Source organism: Cupriavidus sp., from assembly GCF_057315035.1.
Genome location: NZ_DBHKYV010000034.1, coordinates 45,721 through 62,912, shown reverse-complemented (window position 1 = coordinate 62,912; position 17,192 = coordinate 45,721). Strand labels below are relative to the sequence as shown.

17 protein-coding genes and 1 tRNA gene are annotated in these 17,192 nt (G+C 62.8%); 11 read left to right on the top strand and 7 right to left on the bottom strand.

Annotated elements, in window-relative coordinates:
• The first annotated feature begins 22 nt into the window (after window positions 1-22).
• The 4 genes from ACO550_RS29795 (at window position 23) to ACO550_RS29780 (ending at window position 4,204) form a co-directional block, all read left to right on the top strand.
• Window positions 23-751, top strand: a complete 729-nt coding sequence (locus ACO550_RS29795; RefSeq protein ID WP_315596967.1) for an SPOR domain-containing protein — start codon at window positions 23-25, stop codon at window positions 749-751.
• A gap of 69 nt (window positions 752-820) precedes the next feature.
• Window positions 821-1,318 (top strand): CvpA family protein, encoded by a 498-nt coding sequence (locus tag ACO550_RS29790; RefSeq protein ID WP_315596966.1) that lies wholly within the window; start codon window positions 821-823, stop codon window positions 1,316-1,318.
• Between the two features lie 115 nt (window positions 1,319-1,433).
• Entirely contained in the window at window positions 1,434-2,963 is a 1,530-nt protein-coding gene (purF, locus tag ACO550_RS29785) for an amidophosphoribosyltransferase (protein ID WP_315596965.1), read from the top strand.
• 32 nt (window positions 2,964-2,995) lie between these two features.
• Window positions 2,996-4,204, top strand: coding sequence for an O-succinylhomoserine sulfhydrylase (locus ACO550_RS29780; protein ID WP_315596964.1), 1,209 nt, complete (start codon window positions 2,996-2,998; stop codon window positions 4,202-4,204).
• 156 nt (window positions 4,205-4,360) lie between these two features.
• Here ACO550_RS29780 and ACO550_RS29775 read toward each other — a convergent pair whose 3' ends face one another.
• Complete coding sequence (locus ACO550_RS29775) at window positions 4,361-5,215, bottom strand: ABC transporter permease (protein ID WP_315596963.1); 855 nt, start codon at window positions 5,213-5,215, stop codon at window positions 4,361-4,363.
• Window position 5,216: 1 nt separating this feature from the next.
• A complete protein-coding gene (gene nodI / locus ACO550_RS29770; protein ID WP_315596998.1) occupies window positions 5,217-6,110 on the bottom strand; it encodes a nodulation factor ABC transporter ATP-binding protein NodI in 894 nt (297 codons plus the stop codon).
• Between the two features lie 209 nt (window positions 6,111-6,319).
• On the opposite strand from nodI, the gene ACO550_RS29765 reads away from it, so the two are divergent.
• Window positions 6,320-6,937: a LysE family translocator gene (locus ACO550_RS29765; protein ID WP_315596962.1), complete on the top strand. Its 618-nt coding sequence runs from the start codon at window positions 6,320-6,322 to the stop codon at window positions 6,935-6,937.
• A gap of 82 nt (window positions 6,938-7,019) precedes the next feature.
• Here ACO550_RS29765 and rpsU read toward each other — a convergent pair whose 3' ends face one another.
• The 4 genes from rpsU to fdxA all read right to left on the bottom strand — a co-directional run bounded on the left by rpsU (window position 7,020) and on the right by fdxA (window position 9,623).
• A complete protein-coding gene (rpsU, locus tag ACO550_RS29760; protein ID WP_315596961.1) occupies window positions 7,020-7,232 on the bottom strand; it encodes a 30S ribosomal protein S21 in 213 nt (70 codons plus the stop codon).
• 505 nt (window positions 7,233-7,737) lie between these two features.
• A tRNA-Asn gene (locus ACO550_RS29755) sits at window positions 7,738-7,813 on the bottom strand.
• 242 nt (window positions 7,814-8,055) lie between these two features.
• Complete coding sequence (locus ACO550_RS29750; RefSeq protein ID WP_315596960.1) at window positions 8,056-9,159, bottom strand: FAD-dependent oxidoreductase; 1,104 nt, start codon at window positions 9,157-9,159, stop codon at window positions 8,056-8,058.
• 140 nt (window positions 9,160-9,299) lie between these two features.
• The gene (gene fdxA / locus ACO550_RS29745; RefSeq protein ID WP_315596959.1) at window positions 9,300-9,623 is read right to left on the bottom strand and encodes a ferredoxin FdxA; all 324 of its coding nucleotides are present in this window, start codon (window positions 9,621-9,623) and stop codon (window positions 9,300-9,302) included.
• A gap of 361 nt (window positions 9,624-9,984) precedes the next feature.
• Here fdxA and ACO550_RS29740 point away from each other — a divergent pair, with 361 nt between their 5' ends.
• From ACO550_RS29740 to ACO550_RS29715, 6 genes are all read left to right on the top strand, one after another.
• A complete protein-coding gene (locus tag ACO550_RS29740) occupies window positions 9,985-10,518 on the top strand; it encodes a hypothetical protein (protein ID WP_315596958.1) in 534 nt (177 codons plus the stop codon).
• A 115-nt stretch (window positions 10,519-10,633) separates the two neighbouring features.
• Window positions 10,634-11,812 carry a nicotinate phosphoribosyltransferase gene (pncB, locus tag ACO550_RS29735; protein WP_315596957.1) on the top strand — a complete coding sequence of 393 codons (1,179 nt, stop codon included), beginning with the start codon at window positions 10,634-10,636 and terminating at the stop codon, window positions 11,810-11,812.
• Between the two features lie 74 nt (window positions 11,813-11,886).
• Window positions 11,887-12,573, top strand: a complete 687-nt coding sequence (locus tag ACO550_RS29730) for an LUD domain-containing protein (RefSeq protein WP_315596956.1) — start codon at window positions 11,887-11,889, stop codon at window positions 12,571-12,573.
• Window positions 12,574-12,793: 220 nt separating this feature from the next.
• Entirely contained in the window at window positions 12,794-14,224 is a 1,431-nt protein-coding gene (locus ACO550_RS29725; RefSeq protein WP_315596955.1) for a sodium:proton antiporter, read from the top strand.
• A gap of 7 nt (window positions 14,225-14,231) precedes the next feature.
• Window positions 14,232-15,227, top strand: a complete 996-nt coding sequence (locus tag ACO550_RS29720) for a D-glycerate dehydrogenase (RefSeq protein WP_315596997.1) — start codon at window positions 14,232-14,234, stop codon at window positions 15,225-15,227.
• A 44-nt stretch (window positions 15,228-15,271) separates the two neighbouring features.
• A complete protein-coding gene (locus ACO550_RS29715; RefSeq protein ID WP_485995055.1) occupies window positions 15,272-16,681 on the top strand; it encodes a DNA recombination protein RmuC in 1,410 nt (469 codons plus the stop codon).
• Window positions 16,682-16,702: 21 nt separating this feature from the next.
• Here ACO550_RS29715 and ACO550_RS29710 read toward each other — a convergent pair whose 3' ends face one another.
• Window positions 16,703-16,984, bottom strand: a complete 282-nt coding sequence (locus tag ACO550_RS29710) for a hypothetical protein (protein ID WP_315596954.1) — start codon at window positions 16,982-16,984, stop codon at window positions 16,703-16,705.
• Window positions 16,985-17,192: the final 208 nt, after the last annotated feature.

The window sequence follows — 17,192 nt, the reverse complement described above, 5'->3', positions numbered from 1 at the left end:
GAACACCACTCTTTGGGCATTTATGGGCCTGCTTTCGCTGTTCTCGTCCCGCAAGGGCACTGATCCGGCACCCGAACGCGGTCGCCGCACGCGCGCAGAGTCGAGCGCCGGCATTGGCGCGTCGCGCCGGTCGGCCGAGGAATATGCCGACGATACCCTCGATCCAGACTTTCCCCAGAAGCAACGCGCGCGGCGCCGCCTGATCGGTGCCGTGGTAATGCTGGCTGCCGCGGTCATCGTGCTGCCGATCGTCTTCGAACACAAGCCGCGCCCGGTCTCGGACGACGTGGCCGTGAGCGTGGCCAACGGGCAGGGCACACAGAAGCCCAAGGTCGAGCCCCGCAAGGCCGATCCGCTGCCGCCTTCGGCCAATGCCAGCCGCAATGACGCGGCACTCGACGCCGGCGAGGAAATCGTCAGCACGACGGCGGCGGACAAGCCCAAGGGCGATGCCAAGCCCGACGCCAAGGTGGCAGATGCCAAGCCTGCCGATAAACATGCCGACAAGCCGGCCGCCGCGAACACCAAATACCTGATCCTGATTGGCGCGTTCTCTTCAGAGGAGCGCGCGAAGAACTGGCTGGCCAAGCTCAAGGAGAGCAAGGTACCGGCCTATGTGGAAAAGAAGACGCTGGCCGATGGTGACCGGCTTCTGCTGCGTGCCGGGCCGTTTACCAGTCGCGATGCGGCCGATGCGGCCGACAAGAAGGTACGGGCCATCGGCCTGACCTCGAAGGTGGTCGAGCAGTAATCACGCCAGTTACCCGGCAATTGCAGGGCGGCAGATCGCCCCCATCTGACAGGGACCCACGTCGCACGCATGGCTTTTACTTTTTTTGACTACGGCGTTGCCTTCATCCTGGTGGCGTCGGCATTGATTGGCGTGCTGCGGGGCCTGGTGCGCGAGGTACTGGCGCTGGTGGGATGGGTCGTGGCGTTTGTGCTGGCCTATCACTTCGGCGGCATGGCCGCGCAGTGGATGCCCGGCTCGCTGCCCGGCGGCGAACTGACCCGCAGCGCACTGGGCTTCCTGACCGTGTTTTTCGGCACGTGGATCGTGTCGGCACTGGCCGGGGCGGTATTGGGCCAGTTGCTTGAAACCACTGGCCTCAAGCCTGCGGATCGCGGCCTGGGCCTGGTATTCGGGCTGGCGCGCGGGGTGCTGATCGTGATGCTGGTCGTCGTGCTGGCGGGGCTCACGAAGCTGCCCGAAGAACAGTTCTGGCGTGACGCGGTGTCGCGTCCGTATGTGGTGCAGGCGATGGGCGAGTTGCGGCAGTGGCTGCCGCCCGACCTGGCGAAGTATGTAAAGACATGATTGAAGACGCGGGCACTTGAATCACGCGTGCCCGTGGCGCAGTATCAACGCAGATCCCGTCTCGCCCATGACGGGATCGCGCCCCTGAATTAATTGCCTTTCCTGGGAGTTCGGCATGTGCGGTATCGTCGGCGTGGTTTCCACCAGCCCTGTCAACCAACTCATTTATGACAGCCTGCTGCTGTTGCAACACCGCGGACAGGATGCAGCCGGCATCGCCACGGCCAACGGCAGCACCTTCCACATGCACAAGGCCAATGGCCTGGTGCGCGATGTGTTCCGCACGCGCAACATGCGCAGCCTGCCCGGTACCTCGGGCATTGGCCAGGTGCGCTACCCGACCGCCGGCTCGTCGAGCGAGGAGGAAGCCCAGCCGTTCTATGTGAACGCGCCGTACGGCATCATGCTGGCCCACAACGGCAACCTGACCAACTCGGAACAGTTGCGCGAGGAAATGTTCCGCCGCGACCGTCGCCACATCAATACGCATTCGGACTCCGAAGTGCTGCTGAACGTGCTGGCCGACGAACTGCAACGTGCCAGCGGTGGCAACGCTCTGGACCCCGAGATCATCTTCAAGGCCGTGTCCGGCATGCATCGCCGCGTGAAGGGCGCCTACGCCATTACCGCGCAGATCTCCGGCTATGGCCTGCTGGCCGTGCGCGATCCGTTCGGCATTCGTCCGCTGTGCATCGGCAGTGTGGATACGCCGACCGGCAAGGAATACCTGATTGCCTCGGAGTCGGTGGCGCTGGAAGGCATGGGCTACACCATGGACCGCGACGTGGCGCCGGGCGAGGCCATCTTCGTCGACCTGGACGGCAAGCTCCACAGCAAGCAGTGCGCTGAAAATCCGCAACTGACGCCCTGCATCTTCGAATACGTGTATCTGGCCCGTCCGGACTCGTGCATCGACGGTGTGCCGGTCTATGACGCGCGTCTGCGCATGGGCGACTACCTGGCCGAGAAGATCCGCCGCGAAGTGCCGGCTGGCGAGATCGACGTGGTCATGCCGATTCCCGATTCGAGCCGCCCGGCTGCCATGCAGGTGGCCAATGCGCTGGGTGTGCCGTATCGCGAGGGTTTCTTCAAGAACCGCTATGTGGGCCGTACTTTCATCATGCCAGGCCAGGCAGTGCGCAAAAAGTCGGTGCGCCAGAAGCTCAACGCCATGGGCGTGGAGTTCAAGGACAAGAACGTGCTGATCGTCGACGATTCGATCGTGCGTGGTACCACCTCGTTCGAGATCGTGCAGATGGCCCGCGACGCCGGCGCCAAGAAGGTGATCTTCGCGTCGGCCGCGCCGCCGGTGAAGTTCCCTAACGTGTACGGCATCGACATGCCGACGCGCGGCGAACTGGTGGCACACGGCCGTACCGACGAAGAAGTGGCGCGCATGATCGGTGCGGACCAGCTCGTGTACCAGGACGTGGAAGCGATGAAGCAGGCGGTGCGCGACATCAACCCGAACCTGCGCGACTTTGATGCGTCCTGCTTCGACGGCAAGTACATCACCGGCGATATCGACGACGCTTACCTGGATCGTCTGGAGGCTGCGCGCAGCCAGGCGGACCGTGAGGGCGGCAACGCTGGCGAAACCGAACGTTCGCAGCTGCACCTGCAGCGCTCGGGCGGTAACGAGTAACGACCGACGACCATCATTGGGTAGGGAGCAGCATGAGCGAACCGTTCAACCCTGATTCCTACGGTATCGATACCCTTGGCGTACGCGCCGGAACGCTGCGTTCCGGCGAGTTCATGGAGCATTCCGAGGCCATGTACCTGACCTCGAGCTTCTGCTTCAACAGCGCCGCCGAAGCTGCCGAGCGCTTTGCCAACTCGGAAGAGGGTTACACGTACTCGCGTTTTACCAATCCAACCGTATCGATGTTCCAGTCGCGCCTGGCCGCGCTGGAGGGCGCCGAGGCCTGCATGGCCACGGCGTCGGGCATGAGCGCGATCCTGTCGGTGGCACTGGCATCGCTGCAGGCTGGCGATCACCTGGTCAGTTCTCGCTCGATCTTCGGGTCGACGATGACGCTGTTCAATACGATCCTGGCCAAGTTCGGCGTCGAGACTACCTATGTCGACAGCGGCGACCTGTCGGCGTGGCGTGCCGCGGTGAAGCCGAATACCAAGCTGTTTTTCCTGGAAACGCCGTCGAACCCGCTGACCGAGGTATCGGACATCGCGGCGGTTGCCGACATTGCGCACAACGCGGGCGCGCTGTTCGTGGTCGACAACTGCTTCTGCTCGCCGGCGCTCCAACAACCAATCAGGTTTGGCGCCGATGTGGTGGTGCATTCGGCCACCAAGCATATCGACGGGCAAGGTCGCGTCCTTGGCGGCGCCGTGCTGGGCAAGCACGACTACATCATGGGCAAGGTGTTTCCATTCGTGCGCACCGCGGGCCCGACGCTGTCGGCGTTCAATGCGTGGGTATTGCTCAAGGGCATGGAGACGCTGGCGATTCGCATGGAGCGCCATTCGCAAAGCGCGCTGGCGCTTGCCGGGTTCCTGGAATCGCATCCGGCCGCGAACCGCGTGTTCCATCCGGCGCTGACATCGCATCCGCAGTACGAGATTGCGCAGCGCCAGCAAAGCGGCGGCGGTGCGATCGTGTCGTTCGAACTGAAGGGCGCAACACCGGAGCAGATGCGTGCCAATGCCTGGCGCGTGATCGACAGTACCAAGCTGTGCTCGATCACCGGCAATCTCGGTGACACGCGCACCACGATCACCCATCCGTACACGACCACCCATGGTCGTGTAGCGCCGGACGTAAAGGCTGCCGCCGGCATCACCGAAGGCCTGATCCGCCTGGCCGTGGGCCTGGAGTCGGTGGAAGATTTGAAGACCGATTTGCTGCGGGGTCTAGGTCAGTAGCGACGTTTTTCTCCCCTCTCCCGCGCGCGGGAGAGGGGTGGGGGAGAGGGCGGGGCTTTCAATACGCGATATCGCTGTTTGAACCGCGTTGCCCTCTCCCCCAACCCCTCTCCCATTCCATGGGAGAGGGGGGCCAACTTCCTCCAAGTCCTTCCCTCAGCGCAGCAACCGCCTGCGCAGCAACACCAGCGCCGCCACCAAAGCCACCGCCGCATAACCGGCCAGCACGGCCACATGCAGCGTAACGTTCTCTACCGGCCTGCCCAGCATCAACGGACGAATCAATGCCACTGCGTGCGCCAGCGGGAGCACCTGCGTGGCTTTTTGCGCGCCTTCCGGCAACTGTTCCAGCGGAAAGAACACGCCCGACAGCAGCAGCATCGGTGTGATCACCAGGGTCTGGTAGAACATGAAGAAGTCGTAGTTCGGCGCCAGGGCCGTGACGATCATGGCCAGGCTTGCAAACGCGATGCCGGCCAGCACGATCACCGGTAGTGCGGCCAGCGCGCCAGGGAACTGTGCGTAGCCGAGCAGGCCCGCTACCAGCATGATCGCCGAGCCTGACAATACCGCCTTGCTGGCGGCCCACAGCACCTCACCCAGCACCACGTCGCCGAGCGTCAGGGGCGCGTGCATGATGGCTTCCCAGGTGCGTTGCACATGCATGCGCGAGAACGCCGAATACATCGATTCGAAGCTGGCCGACATCATCACGCTCGATGCGGTGGTGCCGGCCGCCAGGAAGGCGATATACGACACGCCATGCACCTGGCCCACCAGCAGGCCCAGGCCGAGGCCCAGGCCGAACAGGTAGATCATCGGGTCGGCCAGATTGCCGATCATCGACGGGATCGCCAGTTTCTTCCAGACCATGAAGTTGCGGTACCAGACCATCATCCAGTTCCGCGCGTTGCGCGGCAACAGCGGCTGGGGATAGTGCTGGTGCGGGGGCGCCGCGGCTCGGGTGGCGGGCATGGCGACGTCGGGGTTGCGTGGGTCCTGTTCGCTCATCTCAGTCTCTCATCTCGCGGCCGGTCAGCTTGAGGAATACGTCCTCGAGATTGGCGGGCCGGTGCAGGTAACGGATGCCGCCCCTGCCATGCAGCGCGGCCAGCAGCGCATCGGGCTGCCGCACATAGCAGAACAGCGTCTCGCCGCGCATCTCGCAGCGCTCGGCCAGCGGTGTCAGCGTGGCACGCAACGGTTCGAGTTCATCGCCGTAGACTTCCACTACGTCGCAGCCAATCTCGCGGTCGATCAGTTCATGCGGCTTGCCCTCGGCGATCTTGCGGCCGGCGTCGATCACGCACAGGTGGTTGCAAAGCCGTTCCGCTTCCTCCATGAAATGGGTCGTCAGCAGGATGGTCTTGCCGGCGGCCAGCAGCGACTTGAGCCGCTCCCAGATCAGGTGGCGTGCCTGCGGGTCCAGCCCTGTAGTGGGCTCGTCCATGACCAGCAGGTCGGGATCGTTGATCAGCGCGCGTGCCACGGTCAGGCGCCGGCGCATGCCGCCCGAGAGGTCGCGCACCTGTGCCTCGGCCCGGTTCTCCAGCCGCGCGAATTCGAGCAGCTTCGGCACCCGCTCAGCGATCTGCGCCGACGACAGGCCAAAGTAGCGGCCGAAGATCCGCAGGTTCTGGATCACCGAGAAATCGGGGTCAAGGTTGTCGAACTGCGGCACCACGCCCACGCGCATGCGCGCCTGGGGGGCGCGCTGCGGGATCGGTTCACCGCACAACGTCAACGTGCCCGATGCGGGCGTGGTCAAGCCCAGCAGCATGCGTAGCGTGGTGGTCTTGCCCGCCCCGTTCGGGCCGAGCAGGCCAAAACATTGGCCGGGCTGGACTTCCAGGTCAAGGTTGTCGACGACGACCTGGTCGCCATAGAGTTTGCGCACATTGCGCATCTGGAGGATGGCAGTCAAGGCATGGGCCCCATGAAGCGATATCCCGCATTATGCCGGCCATCGCGTGGCGCATTGTTGGCGCATCGCAGCAAGACAATTCCACCGGCAGGGATATCGCCGGGCTGGCGAGGCACGCGCGTCAGGCGTAATCTTGGCGATTCAGGGCGAAAGCCATCCAATAACAATCCGAAAGCAAGGGAGGGGCGAGCATGTCTTTGGAACACTGGATCACGTTCGTACTGACCAGCGTGGTTCTGCTGATCATTCCGGGGCCGACGATCCTGCTGGTGATTGGCGATGCACTGGCGCATCGCGGGCGCAGCGCGTATGCCACGGTGGCGGGCGTCGCGGCCGGAGACCTGACGGCCTTCACGCTGTCGATGGTGGGCCTGGGGGCGGTGCTGGCAGCCTCTGCCACGCTCTTTACGGGCCTGAAGTGGGCAGGAGCCGCTTATCTGGTGTACCTGGGGGTGCAGGCGCTACGCACGGCCAAGCGGGCCAAACCGCTCGATATGTCGTCGCAAGCGGGAGGCGGCCGCCAGCGTTTCGCCAAGGCGTGGCTCGTGACGGCGCTGAATCCGAAGAGCATCGTGTTCTTCGTGGCCTTTGTGCCGCAGTTCATTGATGCCAAGCTCGCGTTCTGGCCGCAGGCCGTGGTGTTGATCCCGACGTTCGTGGTGCTTGCCAGTGCCAACGCAATGCTCTACGCCATGCTGGCGCGCTCGCTGGCTACCCGGCTGACTTCGCAGCGTGCGCAGACGAATGTGCAGCGCGCTGGCGGCATTACGCTGATCGGGGCAGGGGCACTGATCGCCTCGCGCAGTTGAGCGGCGCAGGGCGCGCCGAGCCCGATGGCAGGACGAAAAAAAACCGCCAGCTAGCTGGCGGTTTTTTATGGCAATGCGCGAATCAGTAGAGCTTCTTCGGCAGCATTTGCATGCGCAGACGCTTGCGCAGGCGAGCCTCGGCAGCCTTCTTCTTGCGCTTGCGCTCGGTCGTCGGCTTTTCATACGAGGTGCGGCTCTTCAGTTCCACGATCAGGCCAGTCTGCAGAATGGCGCGACGGAAACGACGCATTGCAACTTCAACGGGCTCGCCCGGTTTCAGAACGATCTTAGTCAATTCAGTCCTTCAGGAATAACCGCCGGGAGGCGGTGGGTTCATAGGGGGGAAACGTCGTCACGGTGGGGCTCCGGAGCCTTCAGTGACGGTGGTATTGCACCTGGTGGCGAACGCCGCGGTGCGCCCCCTCAAACCTGCATGGACCGAAATCCGTACTGCCTGTGTCAGGGGTGACAGGCCAAATTTTCCTACGTAGGTAAAAACTTGGCGACTACTACCTGTTTCCGTGGATCTTGCGCAAGAAATACGCCGGTAAGCTTTTACAGGTATACCGAACGAGAGTCAAGTAAGTCAGGGCAATCCAAGATCATACACCGAAAAATGTGCCCGGAAGTTGGCAATCGGTGTCGTGGGGCCACTGCAACAGCGTGAGCCAGAAGAAGGGTGGTAGTTGGGATGTCCGGCAACGATCGAGCTTCAACCGGCGTTCTTCCGGGGGTAGTGCGAATCGGCTGCGGAAAAGAAAAAAGCCGATGCTTTCGCATCGGCCTTTCCTTGAATTTTTTGGCTCCCCGACCTGGGCTCGAACCAGGGACCTACGGATTAACAGTCCGGCGCTCTACCAACTGAGCTATCGGGGAACAACTGAGAAAGAAATTATAACCAGCCTCTCTTCGTTTCGTCAACAACTTTTTAACGTTTTGTTTTCGTCAGAAGTTGTTGCCATAACTCTGGTTCGCCTTGGAACTGGCTTGCAGCGGGCGTTTCCGCCTTTTGCTGCGTTGCCGTGTTCAACAGCGAGGCCGCATTATAGCCAGCTTTTTGATTTGTGCAAACAAAAAAACCGCCATGCGGCGGTTTTTTTGCATTGGGTCCGATTTCGTCAGTCGAACACCGGCGATTCGACGCCCAGAACCTTGTGCAGCTTCGGCGAAGTCGTGGTGTATTGCATGTGGATCTTCTTGTCCGGGAAGATATATGGCGCGGCGCCAAACGCTGCCAGCGCGGCTTCGTGGAAGCCCGACAGGATCAGCTTCTTCTTGCCCGGGTAGGTATTGATGTCACCCACCGCGAAGATGCCGGGAACGTTCGTCTCGAACTTCTCGGTATCCACCTTGATCTGCTTGCGCTCCAGGTCGAGGCCCCACTCGGCAATCGGCCCGAGCTTCGGCGACAGGCCAAAGAACACCAGCAGGTCATCCACCGGCATGCGGCGGGTTACGCCGTCGCCGCCGGTTACCTTGATATCGGTAAGCACGCCGTCCTTCTCTTCATAGCCGCCAATCTGGCCGACCATGAACTGCATCTCCATCTGCTCGCACAACTCGCGCATCTTGGCCACCGAGGCCGGCGCGGCCCGGAAGCCGTCGCGACGGTGAATCAGCACGACCGACTCGGCCTTGCCGACGAGGTCGAGCGTCCAGTCCAGCGCCGAGTCGCCGCCGCCCACGATCACGAGGTTACGGCCGTGGAAGCGGCTCGGATCCTTGACGCGATAGAACAGTTGCTTGCCGTCGAACTTGTCGATGCCTTCCACCTTGACCAGGCGCGGCTGGAACGAGCCCACGCCGGCGGCAATGAAGATGGTCTTGGTGATGAAGCGGGTGCCGAGCGAGGTTTCTACGAAGAAACGTCCGTCTTCGCGGCGTTCCACGACACTGACTTCCTGGCCCAGGTGGAATGTGGGCGAGAACGGCTCGATCTGCTTGAGCAGGTTGTCGGTCAGTTCCTGGCCCGTGCAGATCGGCACGGCCGGGATGTCGTAGATCGGCTTGTCCGGATACAGTTCCACGCACTGGCCGCCCACCACCTTGAGCGAGTCGATCACGTGCGCCTTGATTTCAAGCAGACCGAGTTCGAACACCTGAAACAGGCCAACCGGGCCCGCGCCCACGATCAGCGCGTCGATTTCCAGCGGCTGGCCGCCGTTGCTGCCGCTGACCTGCAGGGTCGTGTCGGCCACGGTGTTTGGGATGCTCAAGTCCATATTCGTCCTGATACGTTACGGGCACGCGGGGGCCCGGTATTGCGGGAAAGCGCGGGGACGGCTTTCTGTGGCGCCCGCAGGCCGGTTCCGGTGCCGCTGGCGCGGCTACCGGACCGTTTCTCCGAGAGCGCCGGTCTTTCTTATCGTTGCAGGTACTGCAGCTTGTCGGTGGCGTCCTTCCATTCCTCGGCCTCGGCCAGCGGGGCCTTGGTCTTGGTGATGGACGGCCAGCTACGGGCCAGGTCGGCGTTCAGTTCGATGAACTGTTGCTGGTCGCCCGGCACATCTTCCTCGGCGTAGATCGCATTCACCGGGCACTCGGCCACGCACACGGCGCAGTCGATGCATTCGTCGGGATCGATGGCCAGGAAGTTCGGGCCTTCGCGGAAACAATCGACCGGACACACATCAACGCAGTCGGTGTAGCGGCAACGGATGCAGGATTCGGTGACAACGTGAGTCATTTCGGTTCCAGAAAAACGGATCGGTCTTCGATGGGGATATTGTCCAAGGCCTGTTTCTTACCGGCCGCTCTTGCTGGTTACGGATTGCGCGTCAACGGGTATTACCGTCAGCGACCGCAATCGGGGTAACTTGGGGCGAGCGGGGGCCGAGGCCTTTCAGAGATCGATATTGTAGCCGAGCCATTCCGCAAGGATAGCCAGTCTATATAGCCGGGTCAGATAGTTTTCTTATTTCTTTATGTACTTTTTGCTTCGTTCGGCGTAAGAATCGGCCTGCAAGGCCGCTTTCGGAGCGACGGCCGGTATCTTGCCGCAGGTCAACGAACTACTATTCCAACTGTTTCGTACGAGAGATGCCGCCATGCCAGCTCGTCCAAGTGTCCGTCTGATCTGCTGCGCCATCGCGTTCGGCGCCTGCCTGGGGGTAACGGCACCGGGTGCGTGGGCCCAGCCATCGCTGCCGCAACAGGGCGAGATGGCTGACAGCGTGGTGTCGCGCCTGGTGGCGTGGCGCGCGCGCACGGACCAGCCCGTGACGCTATCCGCATTGACCGCGTTCGAATGGGACAGCTTCAGCGTCATACGCACACCCGCGGGCATGGCCATGGCGAATTGCAATCGCGAAGGTTTCCTGCCTTGCGACAAGGACTTGCAACCGCCGCCCGATGCGCTGATCCAGGTCTTGCGCTTCGATCGGGCCGGGCAGGCCGTTTATCAGGAGCGCATCATGGTGGCATCCGCCAACTTCGCCGAACCGCTGCCGGCATCCGTGCCGCGCGCACAGGCCACGCTGGTGACCTGCCATGACGGTCAGGGCCAGCGATTCTGGTGCCTGCAGTCGCGGCGGGCACGGGCGCTGGAGTCGCCCGCGTTGCGCAACCTCGACGGCGGGTGAAGGAAATGGCCCCGCTATGTACGCCGCCATGTACGCCGACATGAGCGCCAACACCGGCGTGACTTTCGGTTAGCATGGTGGCCTGACATCGGCACGCCCCGCGCCTGGCTTCGTTATGATCATTCGCTCCCTGCTCGACACCGACCTGTACAAGTTCACGATGATGCAGGTGGTGCTGCACCATTTTCCGCAGGCCCATGTCGAATACCGTTTCAAATGCCGCAATGCCGGCGTGGACCTGACGCCTTACATCGACGAGATCCGCGCAGAGATCACGCAGCTATGCCAGTTGCGCTTCAGCACGGAAGAACTCGACTATCTGCGCGACATGCGCTTTATCAAGAGCGATTTCGTCGAATTCCTCGCGCTGTTCCACCTCAACGAGAAGTATGTCGTGGTACAGCCGTCGGCCCAGGGCAATGGCGAGATCGAGATCACGATCCGTGGTCCGTGGCTCCATACGATCCTGTTCGAGATTCCGCTGCTGGCAATCGTCAACGAGGTGTATTTCCGCCGCACGCAGCCGCAACCGGATCTGGACGAAGGTCGCCGCCGGCTCAAGGCCAAGCTGGCGCTGTTGAAGAATCCGCAATACACCGATTGTGTGATCGCCGACTACGGTACGCGCAGGCGTTTCTCGTGCGACTGGCAGGAAGAAGTCCTGCTGTCGATGCGCGATATTCTTGGGCCGCAACTGGCGGGTACCAGCAATGTCCATTTCGCGCGGCTGCACGACATGACCCCGCTTGGCACGATGGCCCACGAGTATCTGCAGGCATGCCAGGCGCTAGGGCCGCGCCTGCGCGATTCGCAGGTCTATGCACTCGACAACTGGGCGCGCGAATATCGCGGAGACCTGGGCATCGCGTTGTCCGATACCTATGGATTCGATGCCTTCCTGCGCGATTTCGACCTGTATTTCTGCAAGCTGTTCGACGGCGTGCGCCATGACTCCGGTGATCCGTTCGAATGGGGTGAACGGATGATTGCGCACTATGCCGCCAATCGCGTGGACCCGCGTGGCAAGACGCTGATTTTCAGCGATGCGCTCAACATCCCGAAAGTGATCGAACTCTACGAGCGCTTTCGCGGCCGCTGCAAGCTGGCCTTCGGCGTGGGCACCAACCTGACGAACGATCTCGGCTACACGCCATTGCAAATCGTGATCAAGATGGTGCGCTGCAATGGCCAGCCGGTGGCAAAGCTGTCGGATACCCCCGAAAAGACCATGTGCGACGATCCGGGCTATCTTGCCTATCTGCGGCAGGTGTTTGATGTTCAGGTGCCTGCTTGACCGGATGCACCGGATTCACGCGCGCAGGCGCGGCCTTCTTATAATCGGGCAGCTCAGCCCCTCAGGACAACGCCATGGAAACCAACGCCGCCCGTGACCGCATCTTCGCCCGCATTCGCGCCGCGCAGGGCAGGGGAGCGAAGGTCACCGACGGTGAGCGCGAGGCGGTCGCCGACTACCTGGCCCGCCATCCGCAAGGTCCGCAGCCGGCCATTGCGGAGGATAGCGTCGAAGCTTTCACCGTGCAGGCGCAGAAGATGGCATCGACGGTGGATCGCGTGGCCACGCTCGCCGACGTGCCCGGTGCCGTGGCGCGTTATGTCGACGCCCTGAAGCTCGCGCGTCGCGCGGTGGCCTGGACCAGCCTCGGTGAACTGCCATGGGCCGAGCAAGGGCTCGATGTGGAATGCCGCCCTCCGGTGCGCGATCCGCAGGGCGATCACGATCATGGCGACCTGGTTGGCATTACGGGCTGCTTCGTGGCGATTGCCGAGACGGGCTCGCTGATGCTGCTGTCGGGGCCGGATACCTTTGCCTCGGCCGCGCTGCTACCTGAAACCCATATCGCGGTGGTACCTGTTTCGCGCATCGTCGCCAATCTGGAGGCCGCGTTCGCACGCATGCGCGCCGAACATGGGCAGTTGCCGCGCGCCACCAACATCATCAGCGGTCCATCGCGCACCGGCGATATCGAGCAGACCATTGTGCTGGGCGCGCATGGTCCGTATCGCGTGCATGTGATCCTGGTCGACCAGGGGTGACGCGGCGAGCGGCACCGCGTACCGCATTCCGAGGCACATCCGGTGCAGTCCTCCGCGCATTTTGAGACCTTTCTCAGAGGGCTTTGCTTTACACTTGGCCCTTCGCTGCGTGCTGACGTCCCGACGCCCTGGTAACCCCGGACGCGTGCGCCTTTTTGTCTGTTTCACCGCCTGCCTTACACCGCGTGGCGTGTGTTGCGATAAAGGAGAATCCCGCTCGATGCGTCGTGTCGTTACGCTGCCTTTCCAGTTTCTGTTTGCCGCGATGCTGATGTCGCCTGCCTGGACGCGGGCGGCCGATCTCGACGGCGCCACGCTGTCGCCTGCCTGGGGCGTGCCGTTTGCCGGCATCCTGCTGTCGATTGCCTTGTTCCCGTTGTTCGCGCCGAAGTTCTGGCATCACCACTACGGCAAGATCGCCGCGGCGTGGGCTGCGCTGTTCCTGGTGCCGTTCGGCCTGCAGTTCGGCCTGCACGCGGCAGCCGCCAATACCGTGCATGCGCTGCTGGCCGAGTACATCCCCTTCATCGTCCTGCTGACCGCGCTCTATGTCGTGGCGGGGGGCATCTGTGTGCGTGGCAACCTGCATGGTTCGCCGCGCCTGAATACGGGCATCCTTGCGCTGGGTACCGTGCTGGCCAGCCTGATGGGCACCACCGGTGCGGCGATGCTGCTGATTCGCCCATTGCTGCGCGCCAACGACAACCGTCGCCATGTGGCGCACGTCGTGGTGTTCTTCATCTTCCTGGTTGCCAATGCGGGCGGCGCGCTGACGCCGCTTGGCGATCCGCCACTGTTCCTTGGCTTCCTCAAGGGCGTGGAGTTTTCCTGGACGCTGTTGAACATCCTGCCTGAGACGTTGTTTATCTGGGTGGTGCTGCTGGCGCTGTTCTATGTCATTGACCGGCACTACTTCCTGCATCGCGAGGAGGCCTTGCCGCCGGCGCATGATCCGACGCCCGATTCGGCGGGAATCCGCATCGAGGGCCGGATCAATTTCGTACTGCTGCTGGCCGTGATCGCACTGGTGCTGATGAGCGGGCTGTGGAAGCCAGGCATCGCGTTCGATGTGATGGGCACCGAGGTACCGCTGCCCGCGCTGGTGCGCGACGTGCTGCTGGTGGTGGTCACCGTGGTGTCGCTGTTCGCGACGCCGCATGCGGCACGCAGCGGCAACGAGTTCAACTGGGAGCCGATCCTTGAGGTAGGCAAGCTGTTCGCCGGCATCTTCCTGACGATCATCCCGGTCATCGCCATGCTCAAGGCTGGCACGGACGGGGCGTTCGCGGCCGTGATCCGCACGGTCAGCGACGGCAACGGCCAGCCGATCGACAGCATGTACTTCTGGGCCACGGGCATCCTGTCGTCATTCCTCGACAATGCGCCTACCTACCTTGTGTTCTTCAATACGGCCGGCGGCGACGCGGCCACGCTCATGACACGCGATGCCTCGACGCTGGCGGCGATCTCCGCCGGGGCCGTGTTCATGGGTGCCAACACCTACATCGGCAACGCCCCGAACCTGATGGTCAAGGCGATTGCCGAAAGCCGTGGCGTGCGCATGCCAAGTTTCTTTGGCTACATGGCGTGGTCCTGCGCCGTGCTGGTGCCGCTGTTCCTGGTGATGACGTTCCTTTTCTTCCACGTGTGACTGCATGATGAAGCCTTCCGTCCTGGTTACCCGAGCGATCTACCCCGATGTGATCGATCGCCTTGCACAGTATTTCGACGTCGACGCCAACCAGGAAGACCTGGTGCTCGGCGCCGCCGCATTGCGCGCGCGCCTGGCGGGCAAGGCCGGCGTGCTGGCCAACGCAGCCGACCGGATCGATGGCGAACTGGTGGGCGCATTGCCCCAGTTGCGCGCGGTCTGCAATATGGCCGTGGGCTACAACAACCTCGATGTGCCTGCGCTGACCGCGGCCGGCGTGGTGGCGACCAATACGCCCGATGTGCTGACCGAGACCACGGCGGATTTTGGCTGGGCATTGCTGATGGCTACCGCGCGCCGCGTGACGGAGAGCGAGCACTACCTGCGCGCGGGCAAGTGGGAGCGTTGGAGCTACGACATGCTGGTCGGCATGGACATCCATGGCAGCACGCTTGGTATCCTGGGCATGGGCCGCATTGGCCAGGCGCTGGCACGGCGTGCGGGAGGCTTCGGCATGCAGGTGCTCTATCACAACCGCAGCCAGTTGCCGGCCGATGTCGAGCAGTCGCTCAATGCGCGCTATGTCAGCAAGGCGGAATTGCTGCAGCAGTCGGACCATCTGATCCTGGTGCTGCCCTACAGCGCGGCAAGCCACCACTCGATCGGCGCGGCAGAGCTGGCGCAGATGAAGCCGACCGCGACGCTGATCAACCTGGCGCGCGGCGGCATCGTCGACGATGCAGCGCTGGCGGAAGCACTACGCGATCGCAAGATCTTTGCCGCTGGACTCGATGTCTTTGAAGGCGAGCCTGCCGTGCATCCCGATCTGCTGACCGTGTCCAATGTCGTGCTGACCCCGCATATCGCCAGTGCATCAGAAAAGACGCGACGCGCAATGGCCAACCTGGCCGCGGACAACCTGATCGCCGCACTCGATGCCGGTCCACAAGCCGGCAAGCCGCCGACCGTGATCAACCCCGAAGTGATGACGCGTCGCCGCTGACCATTCCGGGCTCTCAGTCCCCGTGAAGTTCCCTTGAAGTTCTCATGACGTTGATACCCTTGCTGACACTTGCCGCCGCCGTGGTGGCGGTGATATTGCTGCTGGTGCTGATCGTGCGCATGCCGCGTCAGCCAGCGGCGGATTTGCAGCCGATGCTCGGTGACCTGCGTGACGATGTGCGCGAGGACACCGCGCGTGGCCTGGAACGGCTCGAGCGTGAGCTACGCACCGAACTGGCCGAGACCTCCCGTGCCAATCGCGGGGAAGCCGGACAACACATGCTGCGTTTCCAGCAGCAACTGTCGACGCAACTGACAAGCATCGCCACGGTGCAGCAGCAGCAACTGGCCCAGATGTCGGAAGCCAACGAACGACGGCTGGCCGATGTCCGGGTGACGCTCGAGCAGAAGCTGCGCGACATCGAGGCCAACAATGCGGCCAAGCTCGAAGAGATGCGCCGCACGGTGGACGAGAAGCTGCACGCCACGCTCGAACAGCGGCTTGGTGAGTCGTTCAAGCTGGTGTCCGACCGGCTGGAGCAGGTGCATCGTGGTCTCGGCGAAATGCAGATGCTGGCGCAGGGGGTGGGCGATCTCAAGCGCGTGCTGACCAATGTGAAGTCGCGCGGCACATGGGGTGAAGTGCAGCTGGAAATGTTGCTCGAACAGATCCTGACGCCAGAGCAATACGGCAAGAACGTCGAGACCGTGCGCAGCTCGGGTGCGCGCGTGGAATTCGCGATTCGCCTGCCCGGGCGCGATACCGGCGGTGGTCCGGTCTGGCTGCCGATCGATGCCAAGTTTCCGAAGGAACAGTACGAACGCTTGATCGACGCGCAGGAGCGTGGCGATGTCGACGGCGTGCATACGGCCAGCCGTGAACTGGAGATGGCCGTGCGCCGCGAGGCGCAGACGATTGCACAGAAGTACGTGGCGCCGCCTGCCACCACCGACTTCGCGATCCTGTTCCTGCCGACCGAAGGACTCTACGCTGAAGTACTGCGCCGGCCAGGGCTCACGGATCTGCTGCAACGCGATTTCCGTGTCACGGTGGCGGGGCCGACTACCTTGACGGCATTGCTCAACAGTCTGCAGATGGGCTTCCGCACGCTGGCGCTGGAGAAACGTTCGAGCGAAGTGTGGGAGGTGCTCGGTGCGGTAAAGACCGAGTTCGGCAAGTTCGGTGAGGTACTCGCCAAAACACGCGATACGCTGGTGCGTGCCGCTCGCAATATCGAGCAGGCGGAAGTGCGGACGCGGCAGATGGAGCGCAAATTGCGCACCGTGGAAGCGCTGCCGGGGGAATTGGCGGAGCAGCTATTGGGAACGTCGGCGGGGCCGGTTGCCGAAACTGCTGGAACTGGCGATGCTGCCGATGCTGGCGATGACACAACCGGGGTCGCCCCGGCATCGCCAACTGACGCGGCGGGGCAGCACGAGGGCCGGCTTGCTTAGTGCTGCCGGCCTGCTTGATGCCTAGTGGCGGTCTTCGGGAGTCAGTTCACGCACGTGGACTTCGATGCCGCCAAAGCGTGCCGCCACCCAGTTGTATGCCTTGCAGCCCAGCCAGAGCAGGCCGAAGCCGATCAACGCATTGAGGATCAGGGCCGTGAAGACCGCAATTCCCGGCAGGTCGCCGTAGCGCACGAAGGCCACGAACAGGCCCATGGCAACGATCGGCACGGAAAAGCAGAGATAAACCAGCACCAGCGCGCGGGCGGTCTTGACGGGGTGGAGGTACGCGATCTCCTGGTTCATGACGACAGACAAGATATTGGGGGATTCAGATTTTCGTGCTGCAAGTGTAGCGACTGGTGCCTGCGACGCCTAGCCTGCCCCACTGACGGATGAGGCATTTCCAAGCGCGATACGAGCTTTCAAGGAAAGAGTGCGGCACAAAAACGACACCGGCGCACGGCTGACTATCGCTAATCGATGTGACGCATGAATCGTATCCATTCATGCC